This window comes from Rhodococcus sp. WS3 (genome assembly GCF_003797085.1).
GTDB classification, from domain to species: domain Bacteria; phylum Actinomycetota; class Actinomycetes; order Mycobacteriales; family Mycobacteriaceae; genus Rhodococcus_F; species Rhodococcus_F globerula.
In genome coordinates, this window is sequence record NZ_RKMA01000001.1 from 2494003 (window position 1) to 2516137 (window position 22135).

At 60.9% G+C, this 22135-nt stretch carries 19 protein-coding genes; 10 read left to right on the forward strand and 9 right to left on the reverse strand.

Features of this window, described 5'->3' with window-relative positions:
• Window positions 1-6 precede the first annotated feature (6 nt).
• Both EEB13_RS11325 and EEB13_RS11330 read right to left on the reverse strand, forming a co-directional pair.
• Entirely contained in the window at window positions 7-1512 is a 1506-nt protein-coding gene (locus EEB13_RS11325) for a class I adenylate-forming enzyme family protein (RefSeq protein ID WP_045065964.1), read from the reverse strand.
• A gap of 36 nt (window positions 1513-1548) precedes the next feature.
• On the reverse strand, window positions 1549-2184 hold the full coding sequence (locus EEB13_RS11330; protein WP_138871125.1) for a TetR/AcrR family transcriptional regulator C-terminal domain-containing protein: 636 nt from the start codon (window positions 2182-2184) through the stop codon (window positions 1549-1551).
• 249 nt (window positions 2185-2433) lie between these two features.
• Here EEB13_RS11330 and EEB13_RS11335 point away from each other — a divergent pair, with 249 nt between their 5' ends.
• From EEB13_RS11335 to EEB13_RS11360, 6 genes are all read left to right on the forward strand, one after another.
• Entirely contained in the window at window positions 2434-3432 is a 999-nt protein-coding gene (locus tag EEB13_RS11335; protein ID WP_141485281.1) for a helix-turn-helix domain-containing protein, read from the forward strand.
• Window positions 3433-3644: 212 nt separating this feature from the next.
• Entirely contained in the window at window positions 3645-4694 is a 1050-nt protein-coding gene (locus tag EEB13_RS11340) for a phenylacetaldoxime dehydratase family protein (RefSeq protein ID WP_045066813.1), read from the forward strand.
• Window positions 4695-4716: 22 nt separating this feature from the next.
• Entirely contained in the window at window positions 4717-6288 is a 1572-nt protein-coding gene (locus tag EEB13_RS11345; protein ID WP_141485282.1) for an amidase, read from the forward strand.
• Window positions 6289-6316: 28 nt separating this feature from the next.
• On the forward strand, window positions 6317-6940 hold the full coding sequence (nthA, locus tag EEB13_RS11350) for a nitrile hydratase subunit alpha (RefSeq protein ID WP_116104676.1): 624 nt from the start codon (window positions 6317-6319) through the stop codon (window positions 6938-6940).
• Between the two features lie 26 nt (window positions 6941-6966).
• Entirely contained in the window at window positions 6967-7605 is a 639-nt protein-coding gene (nthB, locus tag EEB13_RS11355) for a nitrile hydratase subunit beta (protein WP_092805235.1), read from the forward strand.
• A gap of 115 nt (window positions 7606-7720) precedes the next feature.
• Window positions 7721-8929, forward strand: coding sequence for a GTP-binding protein (locus EEB13_RS11360; protein ID WP_141485283.1), 1209 nt, complete (start codon window positions 7721-7723; stop codon window positions 8927-8929).
• On the opposite strand, the gene EEB13_RS11365 is transcribed toward EEB13_RS11360, so the two are convergent.
• Complete coding sequence (locus tag EEB13_RS11365; protein WP_141485284.1) at window positions 8909-9835, reverse strand: LysR family transcriptional regulator; 927 nt, start codon at window positions 9833-9835, stop codon at window positions 8909-8911. The two genes, EEB13_RS11360 and EEB13_RS11365, sit on opposite strands and share 21 nt — an antisense overlap.
• A gap of 72 nt (window positions 9836-9907) precedes the next feature.
• On the opposite strand from EEB13_RS11365, the gene dapA reads away from it, so the two are divergent.
• The 3 genes from dapA (at window position 9908) to EEB13_RS11380 (ending at window position 13509) form a co-directional block, all read left to right on the forward strand.
• Complete coding sequence (gene dapA / locus EEB13_RS11370; protein WP_141485285.1) at window positions 9908-10816, forward strand: 4-hydroxy-tetrahydrodipicolinate synthase; 909 nt, start codon at window positions 9908-9910, stop codon at window positions 10814-10816.
• A 133-nt stretch (window positions 10817-10949) separates the two neighbouring features.
• On the forward strand, window positions 10950-12761 hold the full coding sequence (locus tag EEB13_RS11375; protein WP_033237042.1) for an ABC transporter substrate-binding protein/permease: 1812 nt from the start codon (window positions 10950-10952) through the stop codon (window positions 12759-12761).
• A 4-nt stretch (window positions 12762-12765) separates the two neighbouring features.
• Window positions 12766-13509 (forward strand): amino acid ABC transporter ATP-binding protein, encoded by a 744-nt coding sequence (locus tag EEB13_RS11380; RefSeq protein WP_033237041.1) that lies wholly within the window; start codon window positions 12766-12768, stop codon window positions 13507-13509.
• Window positions 13510-13521: 12 nt separating this feature from the next.
• Here EEB13_RS11380 and EEB13_RS11385 read toward each other — a convergent pair whose 3' ends face one another.
• The 5 genes from EEB13_RS11385 to EEB13_RS11405 are packed head-to-tail and all read right to left on the reverse strand — an operon-like array spanning window position 13522 to window position 17250.
• The gene (locus EEB13_RS11385) at window positions 13522-14136 is read right to left on the reverse strand and encodes a response regulator transcription factor (protein ID WP_033237040.1); all 615 of its coding nucleotides are present in this window, start codon (window positions 14134-14136) and stop codon (window positions 13522-13524) included.
• The gene (locus EEB13_RS11390; RefSeq protein WP_141485286.1) at window positions 14133-15278 is read right to left on the reverse strand and encodes a sensor histidine kinase; all 1146 of its coding nucleotides are present in this window, start codon (window positions 15276-15278) and stop codon (window positions 14133-14135) included. Before EEB13_RS11390 ends, EEB13_RS11385 begins: the two co-directional genes overlap by 4 nt.
• Before the next feature lie 21 nt (window positions 15279-15299).
• Window positions 15300-16082 (reverse strand): ABC transporter permease, encoded by a 783-nt coding sequence (locus EEB13_RS11395; protein ID WP_033237038.1) that lies wholly within the window; start codon window positions 16080-16082, stop codon window positions 15300-15302.
• On the reverse strand, window positions 16079-17017 hold the full coding sequence (locus EEB13_RS11400) for an ABC transporter ATP-binding protein (protein WP_033237037.1): 939 nt from the start codon (window positions 17015-17017) through the stop codon (window positions 16079-16081). Before EEB13_RS11400 ends, EEB13_RS11395 begins: the two co-directional genes overlap by 4 nt.
• Window positions 17014-17250: a hypothetical protein gene (locus EEB13_RS11405; protein ID WP_239654660.1), complete on the reverse strand. Its 237-nt coding sequence runs from the start codon at window positions 17248-17250 to the stop codon at window positions 17014-17016. Before EEB13_RS11405 ends, EEB13_RS11400 begins: the two co-directional genes overlap by 4 nt.
• A 233-nt stretch (window positions 17251-17483) precedes the next feature.
• Between EEB13_RS11405 and EEB13_RS11410 the strand changes: the two genes are divergently transcribed.
• A complete protein-coding gene (locus tag EEB13_RS11410; protein WP_033237035.1) occupies window positions 17484-19571 on the forward strand; it encodes a PhoX family protein in 2088 nt (695 codons plus the stop codon).
• Window positions 19572-19651: 80 nt separating this feature from the next.
• On the opposite strand, the gene EEB13_RS11415 is transcribed toward EEB13_RS11410, so the two are convergent.
• Window positions 19652-22135: isopeptide-forming domain-containing fimbrial protein (locus EEB13_RS11415; protein WP_141485593.1), on the reverse strand; the 2484-nt coding region annotated here is incomplete at its 5' end.

A 22135-nucleotide genomic window follows, 5' to 3' on the forward strand; every position in this document is an offset into this window, starting at 1 on the left:
AACCTTTCAGCTCGCGCTGCGGATGAGGTGCTTCTGGATCTTGCCGGTGGGTGTACGCGGGAGCACGGTCACAAATTCCACCTCACGCGGAATCTTGTAGCGCGCCAGCTTGTCCGAGAGGTAGGTCTTGATGTCGTCGGCATCGATGACGCCAGGTTCACGCCACACGACATGCGCAACGACGGTTTCGCCCCACTCCTCGTTGGGCTTGCCGACAACGGCCACGTCGACAACATCGGGGTGCCCGGAGATCACGTCCTCCACTTCCTTGGAGTAGACATTCTCGCCGCCGGTGATGATCATGTCCTTCGCGCGATCGACGATGAAGAGATAACCGTCTTCGTCGGTGCGCGCGAGATCGCCTGTGCGGTACCAATCTCCGTCGGCAAACGCGGCCGCAGTGGCTTCGGGATCATCGAGATAACCCTGCATGACGGTGTCGGCACGCAACCAGATCTCACCGATCTGCTCGGGCTCCACGTCGATGCCATTGTCACCAACGACCCGCAGATCCACACCGGCAAGCGCGAACTTGCCGATAGACCCGGCCTTGGTCAACTGCTCTTCTGGGTACAGCACCGTGCCGACAGGACCGGTCTCGGTCATGCCGTAAACCTGGCGGAACTCGGTGGTGCCGTAGGACTCCACGAGTCGGCGGGCAACATCGGCACCGATGGGGCCACCGCCGTACAACCACGCACGGACGCTACCGAGGTTGTAGTCGGCGAAGTTCGGCACCATGTTGAGGGCTGTCGTATAGATGACCGGAGGACCAAAGCAAAGCGTAATACGTTGTTCCTGAACAGTTTCCAGGAATGTCACCGGATGGTACTCACGAACCAGCACAACCGTTCCGCCCATGTAGAGCGTGGACATGAACCAGTTGTTGAGCGGTGACGCGTGCCAGATCGGAACAGCCATGAGCAGCCGCTCATCCCGCGTCGTCGAGACGGCAAGGCCGGCAGTGATCGCCACCCCGACCACGTTGCGGTGGCTGTGGACGCAGCCCTTCGGAGCGCCGGTTGTACCCGAGGTGTACAGGATTTCGGCCGGATCGTTTTCGTCGATCTCGACGCCGTCCACACCGTCCACGCTACTGATGGCGTCATCGAAGAAGTCGAAACCGTCTGCGGCAGAGTCTGTACTGACCAACTTTGCGGTGGTTTCGAGGCGACTGACGACGGGTGCCAGTTCACCGTCGAAGACACACACCGACACCTTGGCGTGTCCAAGTACGTAGGCGACTTCGGGCGTCTGCATCTTGTGATTGATGGGAACGACGACGGCGCCCAGACGCCAGGCTCCCAGCATCGCGTAGACAAAACCTGGTGTGTTGAAGCACATCAGAGCTACACGATCGCCACGGCCCACACCCAGATCTTCCAGATACGCGGCAGCACGCCGGCTTCCGTCCTGAACCTGCTGATACGAGTGTTCGTGGCCGCCTGCGATCAGGAACGGCTTGTCGGGCGTCTTGGTGACATTGCTGTCGAATACGCGAACGATGTTCATCGGCAAATCCTTAAAAGTCCTGATGGAGAGAGAGTTTCAATCCATCGAGCTGTTCAGTACTGCGTCGGGTATCTGAAGGGTGGCGAAAATGACGGCTACCGCTTCCTCGAGCGAGTAGCCGAAGCTCTCGCCGGTTGCGGTCTTCTGAATGACGAGGCCGAAGATCGCGGACCAGAAGGCTTTCGATTCGACGTCGATGCCCGCGCGCAGCTGCCAACCGGTGCGGACCAAAGTTCGGAGGAGGGCAGTTTCGCCTGAGGAGTGCAAGGTGCGGAGCGTCTCGGAGATGAGATCGCGTAGCTCGCCGCGTCGGCCCGTCATCATCATCGCTTCGACAAAGATCTCGACACTCGGAGCTCCCGCACCGAGCAGCGATCCGACAAGTTTCTCGGTGTAGTCACCGACGGTAGCGGCGTCCGCGGCATCAACCTCTGCGCGTTTACCTGCCCGGAGAACAGCAGCGCAGGCGACCTCGACAAAAAGCTTCTCTTTGGATCCGTAGTAGTACGTCACCTGATTGGGATGAGCGCCGGCGGCCGCGCAAATCTGGGCGATGGATACGCACTCACCATGCTCGAGAAACAGTTCCGTGGCCGCGTCGAACAGAGCCTGACGGGTCTGCTTCCCGGATTGCCGTGTTGCTCGCGCTGCCGGTACTGCTTCGGTGGCCATGGACGCACTCCTACTTGTTTGTATGACAAACAATAACTTGGTGTTGTTTGTATGGCAAACAATTTTTGCGAACGCGAACGCCCGAGTGAGAATTACGAGTGATGTCGATCGACACCTCACACACAGCGGACTACTCTTCTCCCACAGAGCGAAGCCCGTTCCTACTCGATCGGGATGAACGCCAGACTAAGCACATTCGATGTTTAGCCAACCGAACAACTCGATTCTTCTCCGAGGAGGTGCCCGTCAATGCTCGAGAATTCTGATGTTCCGCTTGCCACTCGGGCAACTATCGCAGGGGACTGGGCAGATCTGCTGCGCGAACATTTTGTCGCTCTGGACGTATCCGATATCGACGACCGCACACGTTTCACCGGCGCTGTCCAATCGGCTCAGCTTGCCCACGTCAAGGTTGCTGCCGTTCAGTCGATGGAACAACGAATAGTGCGCAGCAACAGTTTGATCAGGGACGACGGCGCCGACTACCTGCAAATCGGGATGATCCGCCGCGGTAGCGCGATAGTGCGGCAGGACGAGCGAGAATGCGTACTGCGATGCGGTGACTACGTGCTGTACGACACCACCCGTCCATTCGATTGGCAATTCGAGGGACATCCCAACGACGGGTTCTGGGGCCTCGAGGTCTTCACCTGGCCAAGGCCGTCTCTGGCGCTCGCGGACGCTGAAATCCGGAGCCTTACCGCCGTTGCGTTTGACGGTCACACCGGCGTGAGTGGACTTCTAGGTCGCTTTCTTCACGATCTTGCGTCAGTCCGCATGGCCTCTGATGTCGCCGGAGCCGAGGCTGAGATCATCGAGGAAATCAGCGGTTTGGTGAAATCGTTCCTGCACACCACAATCCGTCCGGTCGCCTCGTATCGCAACGACCTTTACGAGATGGCACTTTCGGTCATCGACGACCGCATCGAGGACCCGTCGCTGTCGCCGGTAAACATCGCTGAATCGGTCGCGGTTTCCATTCGACAGTTGCATCGGGTCTTCGCCGAACACGGCACGACTGTCTCACGCTCGATTCGACGTCGTCGCCTGGAAGTTTGTCGCCGAGAGATGGTGCGACACGGGACCGCAGAGCGGTCGTTGACTCAAATTGCTCACCGATGGGGATTTACGGACCCCTCTACCTTCAGTCGAGCGTTCAAAGCCGAGTTCGGGATGAGTCCTCGCCGATACCGCTCGGAATCACTCGCTGCGTCACTCGATTCCGCGAACCCTGCCTCACCCCGGTAACAAACGGTAACGCGCACGTAACCTGCTGCGCTACTTATCTATTCGAGATCGCCACGAAAATCCGGCACAGCAGGAACAATCCGAGGTTCTTGGCACTGTGGTCCATGTTTCTGGCATTTCTGGTCAAGTTTGCCGGGCGTTGCGGGCGTAGATTTTCGATACGCCGTTGCCGAAGCGGCAGGCAACCGATGACCTACTCGGATGGAGTGCTCATGGAATCTGCGATCAGTGAACATCTCAAATGCCCACGGACCTTGACTCGTAGGGTTCCGGATACGTACGCACCGCCGTTTCCCATGTGGGTGGGGCGCTCGGACGAGAAATTGCACCAAGTGGTGATGGGCTACTTCGGCGTGCAATTTAGGGGAGACGAACAGCGTTCGGACGCACTGGCGGCCATGCGCCACATAGTCGCCAGTCTCGATCTGGCTGACGGCGCGCTGCACCACGATCTGACCCACCACCTCGACAACCAAGGCTACGAGAACTTGATTGTCGCAGGGTACTGGACGGACCCTGTGTCCCAACAACGTTGGAGCAATTCCCGAGCGGTGGCGGACTGGTGGGAATCTGCTGACCGCCTGTCTGACGGCTTGGGTTTCTTCCGCGAGATCGTGGCACCGCGGGCCGAGCAGTTCGAAACGCTGTACGCGTTCCAAGATAATCTCCCCGGTGTCGGAGCGGTGATGGACGGCATCAGCGGCGACATAAACGAACACGGCTACTGGGGTTCGATGCGCGAACGATTTCCGATCTCCCAGACCGACTGGATGCAGCCGTCCGGTGAACTACGTGTGATCGCAGGCGATCCCACAGCAGGTGGCCGTGTAGTGGTGCGCGGGCACGACAACATCGCATTGATTCGATCCGGTCAAGATTGGGCCGATGCCGAAGCAGACGAACGCAGTCTGTACCTGGACGAAATCCTGCCGACTCTCGAAGCGGGAATGGACTTCCTCCGCGACAACGGCCAGGCAGTGGGTTGCTACAGCAACAGGTTTGTGCGCAACATCGACATCGACGGCAACTTTCTCGACCTGAGTTACAACATCGGGCACTGGGCCTCGCTCGACAATCTCGAGCGCTGGTCGGAGTCCCACCCGACCCACCTACGCATTTTCACCACGTTCTTTCGTGTAGCCGAAAATCTGGAGAAACTCCGCCTCTACCACGAGGTCTCGGTATTCGACGCGGACGCACAGCAGTACGAGTACATCAACTGTCATCCGCACACCGGAATGCTGCGCGACGCCACACACTGATCAGATCAGGAGCACACTTCTCATGGCAATAATTCGACCAGATGACAACGCAATAGATTCTGCTGCACAGCATTACGGAATCGTCCTAGACGATACAGCCAAGCGAGAGTGGCCGGCCCTGATCGACGGAGCGCTCGGCTCCTACGATGCCGTCGATCAACTGTATGCCGACGAAGCAGCACCAACGCCGATCTCCCGCGAATACCGGACACCCGAATCTGACGAAAATCTTTTGGGCGCTTGGTATGTGACAACCGAGATTCTTCCGACATCGGACGGCGTCCTGGGCGATCGTCGGGTAGCGATCAAGGACAACGTCAGCGTGGCGGGCGTGCCGATGATGAACGGGTCACGGTCGGTCGAAGGATTTGTTCCCTCCCGCGACGCCACTGTCGTCACTCGACTACTCGCAGCCGGGGCGACGGTTGCCGGCAAAGCAGTGTGCGAAGACCTGTGCTTCTCCGGTTCCAGTTTCACCCCGGCTAGCGGACCTGTCCGCAATCCATGGGACCCGCACCGTGAAGCCGGTGGATCATCGGGTGGCAGTGCAGCTCTCGTGGCCAACGGTGACGTCGACATTGCCATCGGCGGAGACCAGGGTGGATCGATTCGTATCCCTGCTGCATTTTGTGGCGTCGTCGGACACAAACCCACTTTCGGACTTGTCCCCTACACGGGCGCTTTTCCTATCGAGCGCACCATCGACCACCTCGGACCGATCACTCGCAGCGTCGACGATGCGGCACTGATGCTTTCGGTCATTGCAGGCCGCGACGGCAACGACCCCCGACAACCCGAGAATCTCGAGACGGCCGATTATCTGTCCAACCTCGGTGCCGACGTAGCGGGGATGCGAATCGGTGTTGTGCGAGAAGGATTCGGTCAGGCCGTCTCGCAACCAGAGGTCGACGACGCCATCCGTTCAGCGGCGTACAGCTTGACCGAGGCCGGATGCGTTGTGGAGGAAGTGAGCATTCCCTGGCACGTGCACGCCTTCCATATCTGGAATGTGATTGCCACTGACGGTGGCGCCTACCAGATGCTCGACGGCAACGGATACGGACTCAATGTCGAAGGTCTCTACGATCCGGAACTGATGGCACACTTTGCTTCTCGCCGTATCCAGCACGCGAATGACTTGTCGGAAACTGTCAAACTGGTTGCGTTGACCGGACATCACGGTATTACCGCGCTTGCAGGTGCCACCTACGGCAAAGCCCGCAACCTGGTGCCCCATGCCCGTGCTGCCTACGATGCCGCGCTGGAACAGTACGACGTGCTGGTGATGCCTACTCTGCCGTATGTCGCATCCGAGTTACCCGCTGCGAATGTCGACCGCGCCACCTTCATCACCAAGGCCCTCGGCATGGTCGCCAACACCGCACCGTTCGACGTCACCGGCCACCCTTCTCTCTCTGTCCCGGCAAGTCTGGTGAACGGTCTGCCGACCGGAATGATGATCACCGGCAAGCGTTTCGACGACGCAAAGGTACTACAGGTCGGTCGCGCGTTCGAGAAGATTCGCGGTGTATTTCCGGTGCCGGCCCGCCACGCATCCGGAGTCGCCCAACTTATTCCACCGATTCACACGTGATCAGCCCCCACAGGAAAGGTGAAACACAATGTCAGTAACGATCGACCACACAACGGAGAATGCGGCACCAGCCCAGGCACCGGTCTCCGATCGCGCGTGGGCGTTGTTCCGCGCACTCGACGGCAAGGGATTGGTCCCTGCCGGTTACGTCGAGGGATGGAAGAAGACCTTCGAAGAGGACTTCAGCCCCAAGCGCGGCGCCGAGTTGGTCGCGCGAGCCTGGACCGACCCCGAATTCCGGCAGTTACTCCTCACCGACGGAACTGCGGCAGTGGCTCAGTACGGCTATCTCGGACCTCAGGGTGAGTACATCGTGGCCGTCGAAGACACTCCGACGCTCAAGAACGTGATCGTGTGCTCACTGTGTTCGTGCACCGCCTGGCCGATTCTCGGTCTGCCGCCCACCTGGTACAAGAGTTTCGAATACCGTGCGCGGGTGGTCCGTGAGCCACGGAAGGTTCTCTCCGAGATGGGAACCGAGATCCCGTCGGATACCGAGGTTCGCGTCTACGACACCACCGCCGAAACTCGCTACATGGTCCTCCCACAACGCCCCGCAGGCACCGAGGGCTGGAGCCAGGCGCAGCTGCAGGAAATCGTCACCAAGGACTGCCTGATCGGGGTCGCAATCCCGCAGGTCCCCACCGTCTGATCACACCGACAAGAAAGAAGCACACCATGGATGGAGTACACGATCTTGCCGGAGTTCAAGGCTTCGGCAAAGTCCCGCATACCGTCAACGCCGACATCGGCCCCACATTCCATGCCGAGTGGGAACACCTGCCGTACAGCCTGATGTTCGCCGGTGTCGCCGAACTCGGGGCATTCAGCGTCGACGAAGTTCGATACGTCGTCGAGCGGATGGAACCCCGGCATTACATGATGACCCCGTACTACGAGAGGTACGTCATCGGCGTCGCTACTCTGATGGTCGAAAAAGGGATCCTGACGCAAGACGAGCTCGAAACTCTTGCAGGCGGACCGTTCCCGCTGTCACGACCCAGCGAATCCGAAGGGCGGCCTGCACCCGTCGAGACGACCACCTTCGAAGTTGGTCAGCGAGTACGCGTGCGCGACGAGTACGTTCCGGGGCATATTCGAATGCCTGCGTACTGCCGTGGACGGGTGGGAACCATCTCTCATCGGACCACCCAGAAGTGGCCGTTCCCCGACGCAATCGGTCACGGGCGCAACGACGCCGGCGAAGAACCCACTTACCACGTGAAGTTCGCCGCGGAGGAACTGTTCGGCCGCGACACCGACGGCGGAAGCGTCGTTGTCGATCTCTTCGAGGGGTACCTCGAGCCGACGGCCTGATTTCCACCAACCCTGATCTTCCCGCAACGCCAGGCGGCGGTCATGCGATCGCACCGTTTTGCACGACCGCCGCCAAACCACAGCGATCCACTCATCCGGAAGGACTCTGGAAATCATGGTCGACACACGACTTCCGGTCACGGTGCTCTCAGGCTTCCTGGGAGCCGGGAAAACGACACTCCTCAACGAGATTCTGCGTAACCGTGAGGGTCGGCGAGTGGCGGTGATCGTCAACGACATGAGCGAAATCAACATCGACAGTGCAGAAGTCGAGCGTGAGATATCGCTGAGTCGATCTCAGGAGAAATTGGTCGAGATGACCAACGGCTGCATCTGCTGCACCCTGCGTGAAGACCTTCTCGCTGAGATTGCGACGCTGGCCGCCGACGGTCGCTTCGACTACCTTCTCATCGAATCTTCGGGCATTTCCGAACCGCTGCCCGTCGCGGAAACGTTCACTTTCATCGACACCGACGGTCACGCTCTGGCGGACATCGCTCGCCTCGACACCATGGTGACCGTCGTCGACGGACACAGTTTTCTCCGTGACTACGCAGCTGGGGGTCGCGTCGAAGCCGAAGCGCCGGAAGACAAACGCGATATCTCGGATCTGCTGGTCGATCAGATCGAATTTGCCGACGTCATCCTGGTGAGCAAAGCCGATCTCGTGACGCCACAACACCTGATCGAACTGACAGCGGTCCTACGATCTTTGAATGCGACCGCCGCGATAGTGCCGATGAGTCATGGCCGAATCCCACTCGACACCATTCTCGATACCGGTTTGTTCTCCCTCGAGAACGCTGCGCAGGCCCCTGGCTGGCTACAAGAACTCCAAGGTGAACACACGCCCGAAACCGAAGAGTACGGAATCAGTTCGGTGGTGTACCGCGAGCGCGCACCCTTCCACCCACAACGGCTACACGACTTCCTCACGAGCGAGTGGACAAACGGAAGGCTACTTCGCGCCAAGGGCTATTTCTGGAATGCCTTCCGGTTCAACGAGATCGGGAGTATTTCTCAGGCAGGACATCTCATCCGGCACGGATACGTCGGGCGATGGTGGAAGTTTCTTTCCGACGATCTCTGGCCCGCCGATGACTACCGTCGTTCGGGAATCCTCGACAAGTGGGAAGAACCCGTCGGCGACTGCCGGCAGGAGCTCGTCTTCATCGGCCAGGGCATCGACCCGGTTCGACTACGCAGAGAACTCGATGCCTGCCTACTCACCACAGCGGAGATCGAACTCGGGCCAGACGTGTGGACCACGTGGCAAGACCCACTCGGAGCCGGACACAGCGAGTCAACCGCTGCGGCCCCCTGAGCCGTCACCGAGGGTTGCCGGATCAAGGGCTTGCAGCACTACCCGAATCGCCGGGCTGGAATCCGCGCTTCGGCGCCACGCTGCGTGTATCTCACGCCTCGGCGCCCGCGCCAATGGCCGCGACACCAATTCTTCCCCCAACGGCGGACGGGCAAGGCGAGGAATCAAAGCGATCACCTCTCCCGCAGAAACCAGCGACAGCTGCGTGGCAAAGTCGTCGACCAGATGTCGCACGTCGGCATCCTCACCGACGTCGGCAACCAACCGTCGAAACCACTGGTGACACACGGTCCCCGGCGGACTTGTCACCCACGCGTGACCCGCTAGGTCGGCACTGGTCAGAGGTCGGTCGAGCTGCGCAAGTGCATGCGTCCGATTCATCACGACATCACCGACATCAGTGTGAATGTGACGCTCGGCCAGCGACGAAGGAAGCGAAGGCGGCAATCCATCGGCATCGTGAACAACCGCAAAGTCCGCGGTACCGGCGTCGACGCTGTGCAGCGCCTGGTCCGGGTCCTGCTCGGTGACGCGCACCTGTAAGTCCGGGTACTCGGTCGACAATCGCACGATCGCCGGCGCAAGCAGCCCCCGGATTCCTGTCGAGAATGCCGCTACGCGGAGTACTCCACGCGGCGCACCGTCCGAAACCGACTGTGCCGCTTCGACGCAACGCTCCAGTGCGTCGAACACATCGGGCGCCGAATCGACGATGGCCTGCCCTGCGGGAGTGAGCACAACTCCGCGGCCTGCAGTCGCAAGCACCGGTACACCGACTTGACGCTCGAGCCTCTTGATCTGCTGCGAAATCGCCGACGCTGTGAACCCGAGTTCCTCTGCGGCTCGCGCCAGCGTTCCGAGAGCGGCCACCGACCGCAGCGCCCGCAAAGCTCCGACATCGATCATGAAGCCAGACTACGCAATATCGCGAAAAAACCATCGCTGGACCGGAGGTATCGCCAAAGGCACGATCACTTCATGACCATCTCGCAGCACCGCGCCGAACTACTCTTCGGCACCAACCTCGTCGCCATGGTGACTCCGATGCGCCCCGACGGAACGCTCGATGAAACGGGCATCACCAGTCTCGTCGACCACCTGTTGAGCACCGGATGTGACGGCATCGTCGTCGGTGGAACCACCGGCGAGTCGCCCACCTTGACCGAACCCGAAATGACGCGATTGGTCAGAGCAGTGAGCGAACAGTCGAACAATCGGGCTCGGGTGATCGCTGGTGTCGGCACCTACAACACTGCCGACAGCGTCCGACGTGCCCGCGACGCCGAGGCAGCGGGAGCGGACGCATTGCTACTCGTCTGCCCCTATTACTCCAAGCCGACTCAGGCCGGAATCGTGGCCCACTGCGTCGCGGTTGCAGACGCCACCGAACTGCCCGTAATGCTCTACGACGTTCCCGCACGGACGGGCGTCGCCATGGAAACCTCCACACTCATCGAACTCTCCGACCACCCCCTGATCCGGGCGGTCAAGGATGCCAAGGGGGACCTCTTCGAAGCAATGACGGTCATGTCCCGAACATCCCTGGCCTATTACTGCGGTATCGACGAACTCAACTTGCCCTACCTCGCGTGTGGCGCCACCGGCGTGGTCAGCGTCGTGGGCAACGTCCTCGCCGACCGCAACGCCGAACTCATCAGCGCCGTCCGGGTCGGCGACCTCAGCTCCGCGAACGCTGTCCAAAGCTCGCTACTCGAGATCGTGGACGCCATCATGCGCACGTCCCAAGGTGCGGTCATGGCCAAGGCCGCCCTGGCAGAACTCGGAATCATCCCGTATTCCGGCGTGCGCCTTCCACTGATCGAGTCGCCGCCCGCTCACCTGCGTCGCCTCACCGAAGCAATGGATACTCTGTCGATAGCAGTCTGACCATTTCTCGCACCTGCCGATACTTAAAATCACGCTGATTTGAACGCGTGCGCCCAGTGCAGAAGCCTGATGTCCGAAATCTGCAAGCGTTCTTCCACCCGGAGATCGCTACGGTTAGGACTACGCTGCTCGCATGTTTTCCTCCGTCGCAGCGAAGATCCGCTTGGTGGTGGCACTGCTCCTCACCGCACTCTTGGCGCTAACTCTGTCATCGTGCTCGAGCAGTTCGGAATCATCGGCAGCCCCCACAGACCTGTGTGCGCCTCCCGGAGTGGGAGCTGCAACCGCAGCGCCCACAAACCTGGACGCAGCCGCAGGTGCAGGCGCCGAAGACCGATACACCACGGCCACCGTCACCCCGATCGACCAGATCGACATCTCGAAACTCAACCTGATCAAACCGGGTGTCATCACCGTCGGCACGCTCGGCGACGCGCCGCCGAGCATCTGCGTCAACTCCGAGAATCAGTACACCGGTTATGACAACGAGCTCCTCAAAGCCATCGCAGACAAGCTGGGCCTGAAGGTCGAGTTTGTCGGCACCGAGTTTGCCGGTCTGCTCGCGCAGGTCGCCGGACGCCGCTTCGACGTCGGCTCCTCGTCCATCACCACCACGGATGAGCGTCGTAATACCGTCGGCTTCACGAACGGCTACGACTTCGGCTACTTCTCCCTCGTCGTACCCAACGGCAGCCCCATCACCGGCTTCGGCGATCTGGACGCGTCCAAACGCATCGGCGTCGTACAGGGAACGGTTCAGGACGATTACGTCGTCAACACCTTGAAGCTCGATCCGGTGAAGTTCCCCGACTACGCAACCGCGTACGCGAACCTCAAATCCGGCCAGATCGACGCCTGGGTCGCACCGTCACAGCAGGCCGAAGGCGCCATCGCCCCGGGTGATCCCACGTCGATCATCCAGAACACCTTCTCGGTGAACAACTTTGTCGGCTGGGCAGTGAACAAGGAAAACCAACCACTCATCGACGCCCTGAACTCGGGTCTCGACGCCGTCATCGCCGACGGAACCTGGGCCGAGCTTTACTCCGACTGGGTTCCGCGCGAACTTCCCGAGGGTTGGAAGCCCGGCTCCAAGGCCGCCGCGACGCCTGAATTGCCGGACTTCGCCGCCCTCGCGGCCGAGAAGCCTGCCACGACGGACGAGACGACGACCTACCAGCCCAAGTCGACGTTCCAGCAGCTCAAGGACACGTTCTTCGACTGGCAGCTGTACAAGCAAGCGTTCCCGGATCTCCTGAAGACCGGTCTGCCCAACACCATCATTCTGGCGCTCGCGTCCGGCGTTATCGGCACCGTATTAGGCATGCTGCTGGCAGTCGCGGGAATCTCGCGGACGCGTTGGCTGCGCTGGCCGGCGCGCGTCTACACGGACATCTTCCGCGGCCTGCCGGCCGTCGTCATCATCTTGATCGTCGGCCTGGGCGTCGGCCCCATCGTCAAGAACATCACCGGCAGCAACCCGTACTGGCTGGGCGTCGCGGCGCTGTCGCTACTCGCGTCGGCGTATATCGGCGAGATCTTCCGATCGGGTATCCAGAGCGTCGAACCTGGCCAGCTCGAGGCCTCTCGCGCGTTGGGCTTCAGCTACCGCAAATCCATGTCGCTTGTGGTCATTCCTCAGGGTGTACGACGCGTTCTGCCTGCATTGATGAATCAGTTCATCTCGCTGATCAAGGACTCGTCGCTGATCTACTTCCTCGGACTGCTCGTCACACAGCGCGAACTTTTTGCCGTGGGACGCGACCTCAACGCCCAGACCGGAAACCTGTCACCGCTCGTCGCGGCCGGCCTGTTCTACCTCGCGCTGACCATCCCGCTGACCCACCTCGTCAACTACATCGACAATCGCCTCCGGACGGGACGCGCCGACACTTCCGGCACGTTGGATCCGCTCGAGCAGGCCATCGTCGTGGAAAGGGGCTGAGGACATGACCAGCTCTGAACTGAAATCCGTCTCCCTCACCGGCACGGACCTGCACCTGTCCTTCGGTACCAACAAGGTCCTGCGGGGCGTCAACCTCCACGTCGACGCCGGCAATACCGTCACCGTCATCGGGCCGTCCGGATCGGGCAAGTCGACGCTCTTGCGCGTGCTGAACCGCCTGCACGAGCCCGAGCAGGGTGACGTTCTCCTCGACGGGAAGTCCGTCCTGAAGGACAACCCTGACGAGTTGCGACAGCGCATCGGCATGGTGTTCCAGCACTTCAATCTGTTCCCGCACAAGACGGTGGCCGAGAACATCGCGCTAGGACCGAACAAGCTCAAGGGACTGTCCAAGGACGCGGCTCGCGCATTGGCCCTCGAGCAGCTCGAACTGGTGGGACTGCGGGAGAAGGCGGATTCCCGCCCGGGCAACCTGTCCGGTGGCCAGCAGCAACGTGTGGCGATCGCCCGGGCCTTGGCCATGAAGCCCGAGGTCATGTTCTTCGACGAAGCGACATCGGCCCTCGACCCCGAACTGGTCAAGGGCGTGTTGGCCCTCATGGCAGACCTCGCGAAATCCGGCATGACGATGGTGGTCGTGACTCACGAAATGGGCTTCGCCCGTTCCGTTTCCGACAAGGTGCTATTCATGGATCGTGGCGCCGTTGTCGAAACAGGAACTCCGGAACAGCTATTCGACGATCCGGAAACGGAACGATTGCAGGCGTTCTTGTCGCAGGTGTTGTAGGGGCCATCGGCCCTAAATCCACCCCTGTCGGCGGGCGATCACCGCAGCCTCATGTCGATTGGCCGCACCGAGTTTGGTGACGGCTGAAGACAAGTAATTGCGTGTGGTGCCCGCCGACAGGTGTGCGCGGGTCGCGATCTCTTCTATGGATGCACCGTCGGCCGCGTACTCGAGCACATCCGCTTCCCGCGGTGTCAGCGGTGAATCACCGGCGCCGATCGCTTCGGCTGCCAACGACGGGTCGACGTATCGTCCACCGGAGTGAACGCTGCGAACCACTTCCGCGAGGGTCGTTGCCGACGTCGTCTTGGGAAGGAATCCCCGGACACCGGCCGCGAGCGCCTTCTTCAAGTAGCCCGGACGGCCGTGGCTCGTCACAATGATCGACGCACATCCCGGCACGGATTGTGCGATCTCCTGCGCCGTTTCGATCCCGTCGATACCGGCCATCTGAAGATCCAAAACGGCAACGTCCGGCTGAAATTCCACAGCGGCGACAACGGCTGCTTCTCCCGATTCCGCTTCGGCCACAACAACTATGTCGTCCTCGAGCGAGAGCATCATCGCAAGTGCGGATCGGATGAGATTTTCGTCGTCGGCAAGCAATACCTTGATCGGCTCGGTCACCGAGACTCCTTGATCGGGGAAGAAAAATGTGCGGTCAGCGTGAAGGTACCTTCATCGTGGATGACCTCGAGGATGCCACCAACAGCTGTGACGCGTTCCCGTAGCCCATTCACACCGGTACCGTCACCTGCGCGTTGTTGCACTGCACCGTCGTTGGCTATCGACACGGATTCACCTGTTACCTCGATAACTGCCTGCTGCGCGGAAGAATGACGCAGTATGTTCGTCACGCCTTCGCGGACAACCCACGCTGCGGTTTCCGCCAATTCGATGGGCAGGGCATCTGCAGATCCGCGAATGTCGGTGGTAATTCCCGCCGCCTCGAGCAGTGATCGCGCACCCGCCAGCTCCGACGCCAGTGCAATGGATCGGTAGCCGCGCACCAACTCACGTGCCTCGGCGAGGGATTCCTGTGCGAGATCACGCACTTCGTCCATCTGCTGGGCAGCGCGATCGTCCCCGCGACGCGACAATGTAGCTGCCAGATCACTTTTCACCGCGATTGCCGACAGCGCACGACCGACCACGTCGTGAAGGTCACGCGAAAAGCGGAGGCGCTCTTCGGCTACCGACAGTGCGGCCGCGGCTCCGCGTGCCTCGTCAAGTTCGGTGACCATCCGCAAAAGCCATACCGACAGCTGCACCGTGAAGGTCATGAAACCCGCCACACATGCCACCAGGATGCCGATCTCGGGTCGCCCGGCAAGCGCACACACGCCGGCAGCAACGGCTGCTCCCAGCATCACCCATCGCCACGACACCAAAGCCGCAAACGGCACCGGGACGATCATCGCCAGCCAGAAATACGGACCCTGCCCCGCGTCGTCAGCCGGTAAGGCAATAACCGCAGAGCAGAGCGCCGCCACGGTCATGACCACCACTGGCACCTTCACCGATGCGGTGCTGGTCCCACCCAACTCGGGGATGCGATCCACTGCGACAACGGCTGCGGCCGCGCTGATCACAACGAAGAGCGCTCCGAGGTAGCGATGCATGGCCGCTTCGGTAATACCGCCGAATATCCCGAAGAAAATGCCGAGGACAAAGAACGACTGACGCGTGTACAGGCGAACCTTGTCGACACTGGACGCCGTTCGCCACGTTCGGGTCGGATTCCAGCGTCCGAAGCTCTCCGCAATCATGCCTACTACCTTCTCAGAGTTCTAAGAGCGAGGTTCCCAACGGAAGTACACATTGGCGATCAGTACCGACCCGACGATCCACGCGACCAGAACCAATAGCGGTTGACCGGCCGATACGAAAGTGTCTGCAAAACTCGCTGCGACGGCGCCGTCGTCAGCCAGTTCGGACGACGTACGCCCCACCCATCCCAGATTCACGAGATCGAGAATCGCAGCCATCGGAGTGAAGTCGAGAACGCGAGCGATGTTGTCCGGCACGACATTTCTGATGCTCGACATCCCCGCAGTTGCCAGAATGAGGATCGGCATGCACGTGATCTGCGCGGCTTCCGCATTGCGTGTTACCGCGGAGGTGATGAGCGCCAACGCGGTGAATACGGCGGCGCCACCGATGAACGCCACCAGCACCAGTACGGGATTGGCCGGCACACGCCCACCCAGAACCACCACGGCAATCCCTACAACCACCGTCAGCAGGCCCGTCAGCACCCATGACGGCACTGCAGGGCCGGCCAGAATCTCGGCGTCACTGCACTCCCCTGTGCGCAGACGCTTGAGCACCAGTTCGTCGCGCCGCGTCGAATACACCGACAGCAGGTTGTAGAACACGACAAACACGAGCAGGAAGAGAGCAAAGATCTCGAGGCCCGACGCTACCGCTGTGTCGGACAGACCACCCTCACGCGAGATGATCAGAATTCCGATCGGGAAGATCAGAGGTAGGACTATAGCGTTGAAGAGCAACAGACGGTTTCGGCCCAGAAGGGTGAACTCCGCACGAGAGAGAGTTGCTATGCGGTTCATACCGGCGCCCCTTCGAGTTTGACGTGATGGTCGAATTGATCTGCTATGGACAGAAATACGGTCTCGAGGGATGCTGCCCGCGCATCCAGCCCGGACAAAGCCACGTTGTTGCGCTGAGCCCAGATCAGAAGATCGGTGAGCGTTTCCTGCACGGTGGCAGTAGTGATGACTACCACGTCACCTTCGACGCGCATCTCGGCACCAGGCAGGTTCGGAAGCAGGAGATCCGGCCTGCGCACCTTGATCTGCGCCGGATGATCCGCCACCACCTCGGCAACCGTTCCACTGCGCACTACGGTTCCGCGGTGCATGATCGCCAACTGATCACACAACGACTCGGCCTCGTCCAGATAATGCGTCGTCAACATGATGGTGACGCCAGAGGACTTCAACTCCGCGATCAATTGCCAAGTATTACGCCGACTTTCGGGGTCGAGACCCGTCGTCGGCTCATCCAGGAACAGCACCAGCGGTTGACCGATAATGGCACAAGCCAAGTCAAGTCGACGCGCTTCGCCGCCCGAGAGGAACTTCACGCGGGTGTCACTGCGATCGCGCATGTCGACTCGCTCGAGCACCTCGTCGACCGGCAGGGGATTCGAGCAGGTTCCGGCCCACATCGACAGACTCTCGCGAGCTGTGAGATCTTGAGGGAGGCCGCCCTTTTGGAGCATGATGCCCAAGCTCGGACGGAGTTCTCGGCGCTCCCGAACCGGATCCATACCCAGCACGCGCACCGATCCGTCCGTTGCCCGCGAAAGTCCTTGGATTACTTCGAGACTGGATGTCTTTCCGGCGCCGTTAGTTCCGAGCAGTCCGAACAGCTGACCCTCCGCGACAGTCAGTTCGAGATCGCGGACCGCGTAGAACGCGTCTTTTCCGGAACCGTAGCGCCGGGACATGGCCTCAACCTCGATAACCGGATCGCCCTTCATCGCGCAGCCTCCGATCGGTTCCAGCCGCGCAGCCCGATGGCGAATCGGATACCCGCATAGACAGCAAGAGCAGCAACAAGAATCCAGAACACGGGATTGGAGCCGATGATCGCGAACACCACTCCGATGAGCGCGATATTCACAACGATCACAACAAGTTCACGGCCCATCGTGGGCGCTGGTCCGATGTCCATCAGGTCCGTCAGGAGGCTTCCTTCATGTGGTTCTCTCATGCCACCAAGCCTCGCGGAAAGTCTGAGCCAAAAACAGTGCAGAGCATCATCACCTACGGTGACACTGTCACGGATCGGCGATGACAAATGTCATGAGGCGTCCCCGCGGGGACGCCTCATGAATTACAGGTAAGGGTCGCCTCGTTGTTTTGCCGTTCATTATTACGTTCCTTTACCCTCGCTTACGGCTTCTACGGTTCCCGAGACCATTCAACGAATCTCGGGAGTTCACGGTGGCTATCAAGCCTTTGGCACTGTTTGTCAAACACGACGGTGTGTCCTCACGCGCGTCGATCACCTGCCAGTACAAGTGTGGAAACGCCTGCTCGCACGAGGTGCCCAACACCTCGGAAGGTGCGTACTTCCGCGATATCGCCCGCGCTGCCCTGAGCCGACGCGGCATGTTGCGCGGCAGTGGCATGGCTGTGCTGGCAGTCGGGGCGGGTAGCGCACTCGCCGGCTGCTCGGACGGAACAGCCGAAGCCGCGCCCGGAACCGGCTCGGCAGGCAGCAGCGACGGTGGCACCGGGAGCACGCCGGCCGGCACCAACTTCACCGCCGTCGCCCCCAACAAAGCCGATGCGGTTACCGTCCCGGACGGGTACGAACAGGGCGTCGTCATCCGCTGGGGTGACGCCGTTCTCGCCGGAGCACCGGCCTTCGACTTCGAGAACCAGACCGCGGCAGCACAGGCGCTGCAGTTCGGATTCAACAACGACTTCGCCGGCCTCCTGCCCGTCGAGGGGCAGCCGAACACCTATCTGCTCGTAGTCAATCACGAGTACTCCACCGAACCGGCAATGTTCCGCGGCTACGACGCCGAGAACCCCACCGAAGAGCAGGTCAAGATCGGCCTCGCAAGCCACGGACTCTCCGTCGTACAGGTCAAGGGCGACTCCGGGTCCGGCAAGCTGGTTCCCGAAATCGGCGCCAACAACCGTCGCATCACCGGGACAACCGAATTCCTTCTCACTGGACCTGCCGCAGGCAGCGATTTCCTCAAGACAAGCGCCGATCCGACCGGCACCAAGGTTCTGGGCACGCTCAACAACTGCGCCGGCGGCGTAACCCCCTGGGGCACCGTTCTTTCCGGCGAAGAAAACTTCAATCAGTACTTCGCCAATGCGGAGGCCGTCACCGATCCCATTGTCGCGCCACGTTTGAAGCGATACGGCCTGGCCGGTGGTGCGTCTGAACGTAAGTGGGAACGCTTCGACAAGCGCTTCGATCTGGTGGCAGAACCCAACGAGGTAAACCGCTTCGGATACGTCGTCGAGGTCGACCCGTGGGATCCGTCTTCGACTCCCGTCAAGCACACCGCGCTCGGCCGCTTCAAGCACGAAGCCGCCACCATCTACATCACCTCCGACGGCACAGTCGTGGCTTACAGCGGTGACGACGAGCGCTTCGACTACATGTACAAGTTCGTCTCGAGCCGAAAGATGCAGGACGGTAAGAGCCAAGCGGCCATGCGCCACAACATGACCCTGCTCGACGCCGGAACACTGTACGTCGCAAAGCTCAGCGGAAACTCTGCCGGCGAGATCGACGGAACCGGCAAGCTGCCGTCGGACGGTAAGTTCGACGGAACCGGCGAGTGGGTAGCCATCCTGCGGACCGGCGAAGACGGTAAGGGCGAATCGTTGGTCGACGGCATGAGCGCCGAAGAGGTAGCCGTTTTCACCCGCCAGGCCGGTGACAAGGTCGGGGCAACGAAGATGGATCGCCCCGAAGACTTCGAGGCAAACCCGAAGAGCGGCAAGGTATACGTCGCGCTGACCAACAATACCAAGCGCGGAGTCGACGGCGGCGCAGCGGCCGATGAGGCAAACCCCCGGAACAACAACAAGAACGGTCAGGTCCTCGAAATCGCCGACGATCACGCCGGCACCACCTTCGGCTGGAATCTTCTTCTCGTCTGCGGAGATCCGGCTACAGCTGATACCTACTTCGGTGGATTCGACAAGAGCAAGGTCAGCCCGATCTCGTGCCCGGACAACCTTGCTTTCGACCCGCACGGCAACCTGTGGATCTCGACGGACGGTAATGCACTGAAGTCCAACGACGGACTGTTCAGCGTCGTCCTCGAAGGCGAAAATCGGGGTGAGACAAAGCAGTTCCTCACTGTTCCCGTCGGCGCCGAGACCTGCGGTCCCATCGTGGACGAGAAACGCGTCATCGTCTGCGTCCAGCACCCCGGTGAAACCGACGATGCCAGCATCGAAAGCCCCGCTTCCCATTGGCCCGACGGCGGCGCCTCCCAGCCTCGCCCGTCGGTAGTCGCCGCCTGGAAGAAGGACGGCTCTCGGATCGGCTCGTAACACTCCACGAAAACGACTGTGGGGCAGATCGCATACTCTGCGATCTGCCCCACGTCGTTTACCTCAGATTCTCACGAGAATCAGTTGTCACCATCCTCGCGACGCCTACGCGTCAGGAGAACAACACCCGTTCCCAGCGCCAGCAGCAGAACCAATCCGCCCGCTGCAAGCAACGTGGTGTTCACGCCACTCTCACCAGCGCCACCACCCGAGTTGATCGTTCCACCCTTAGGAGCAGGCGTCGTCGTCTTCGGCTGACCCGGGGTTGCTGTCGGCGGCTTCGGCTGTCCCGGAACCGTGGTCGTAACCGGCTGACCCGGAACCGTCGGCGGGATGACGATCGGAGGAACAACGACGATCGGGGGAATGATGATCGTCGGCGTAACCGGCACCGTCGTGGTCGGCGGCGTCGTGGTCGGCGGCGTCGTGGTCGGCGGGTCCGTCGTGACCGGTGTCGTCGGCGGCGTAGTTGTCGTCACGCCACACGGATCCACAATCTCTTCCGCGACAACTTCTTCTGTCGTGGTTTCGTCCGTGGTGGTCTCCTCCGTAGTGGTGGATTCCTCCGTACCGGTCACATCAGCATCACCGGCAGTGGTCGCGCTAGCCGTCGTCGTCGCAGCCGTGGTGGTCGGAACCACCGTGGTCGTCGTCGGAGGAACACAAGGCTCCGTCGTGACCGGCGGCGTCGTGGTGGTCGTCGGCGGCACCGTAGTGGTGGTCTCCGGCGGGTCTATCGGGTGTTCGGTGCAGAGAGCGTCGCCCGGGACACAGTCCACCGGCGGGTTCTCGCCACCAACCACCAGGTAGTTGTTCAGAACACCCGGAGTGAATCCGGGACCCGACAACGTTCCGATCTCAGGATTGACCTTGACGGTGTATGTCACTGTCGCGCTCTCACCCTTGGCCAGCTTTCCGGTGACCGTGAAGACGTTGTCAACGACACCCGAAACAACCAGCGTGGAAGTGGTAGCCGGATCCTTCGTCATTACTGCATCGTCGAGAACATCGGTCAGATCGTCGTAGAAGCTGATCTCACCATCCGCGGTGCCCACATTCTTGAACGTGAGTGTGTACGTGATCTCCTGGCCGCCAACCACACGGTTTGTGGTGGACGGATCAGAGGACTTCAGTACCTCAATTGCGGGAGTGCCCTCCACCGGATGCTCGGTCGTCACCGGCGGAGGAGTGATCTCCGGACCGGTCGGCGGCTTCGCAGTACCCGTGACCTTGTTGTTGATCAGAACGCCGCCGGCAACACCGTCGTTGATCTTCACCTGGTAGGTCAGAACAACCGACTTACCCGCCTCGAGTGCACCAGTCCAACTCAACGTCGTACCCGACAGGGTCGGAGCAGCACCGTCGACACCGTCGACCGTTGCCTTGAGCGAACCGTCCACCAACACCGCGTTGTCGAGAACCTTCGACAGATCATCGGTCAACACCACCGGATCAAGGGTCGTGTTACCCGTGTTCGCACCCGTCACCGAGTACGTGATCGTCTGACCAGCAGCAACATTGGTACCCGACACCGGATCCGCAGTCTTCGCGACCGTGAACCCCGGAACCTTCACCGGATGCTCGGTGCACAGCGCCGTCGCCGGATCACACACCTCCGGAGGATCAACCGGAGGAGTCGTACCCGGAACAACGAAGTTGAGCACCGTGTTGTCGGCATTCGCCGCAACGCGATCGGCATCAGCCTTGACCGTGACGGTGTACGTCACCGTCTTGCTCTCGCCGGCCGCAAGGGTTCCCGTCACCGAGAAACCATCCGCACCGACCATCGCAGCAGTCAACGGAGCATCAGCAGTCAAGCTGCCCGCAACCAGATCAGCATCGTCGAGCAGACCACGCAGATCGTCGAAGTGCGCGACCTCACCCGCACCGTTACCGGTGTTCGTGAACGTGAGCGTGTACTTGATGTCCTGACCGGCAACAACATTCGAACCCGACACCGGATCAGAAGACTTCACCACAGCGATCTTCGGAGACACCACAGGATGCTCGGTCGTCACCGGCGGAGGAGTGATCTCCGGACCGGTCGGCGGCTTCGCAGTACCCGTGACCTTGTTGTTGATCAGAACGCCGCCGGCAACACCGTCGTTGATCTTCACCTGGTAGGTCAGAACAACCGACTTACCCGCCTCGAGTGCACCAGTCCAACTCAACGTCGTACCCGACAGGGTCGGAGCAGTCGCGTCGACACCGTCGACAGTTGCCTTGAGCGAACCGTCCACCAACACCGCGTTGTCGAGAACCTTCGACAGATCATCGGTCAACACCACCGGATCAAGGGTCGTGTTACCCGTGTTCGCACCCGTCACCGAGTACGTGATCGTCTGACCAGCAGCAACATTGGTACCCGACACCGGATCCGCAGTCTTCGCGACCGTGAACCCCGGAACCTTCACCGGATGCTCGGTCGTCACCGGCGGAGGAGTGATCTCCGGACCGGTCGGCGGCTTCGCAGTACCCGTGACCTTGTTGTTGATCAGAACGCCGCCGGCAACACCGTCGTTGATCTTCACCTGGTAGGTCAGAACAACCGACTTACCCGCCTC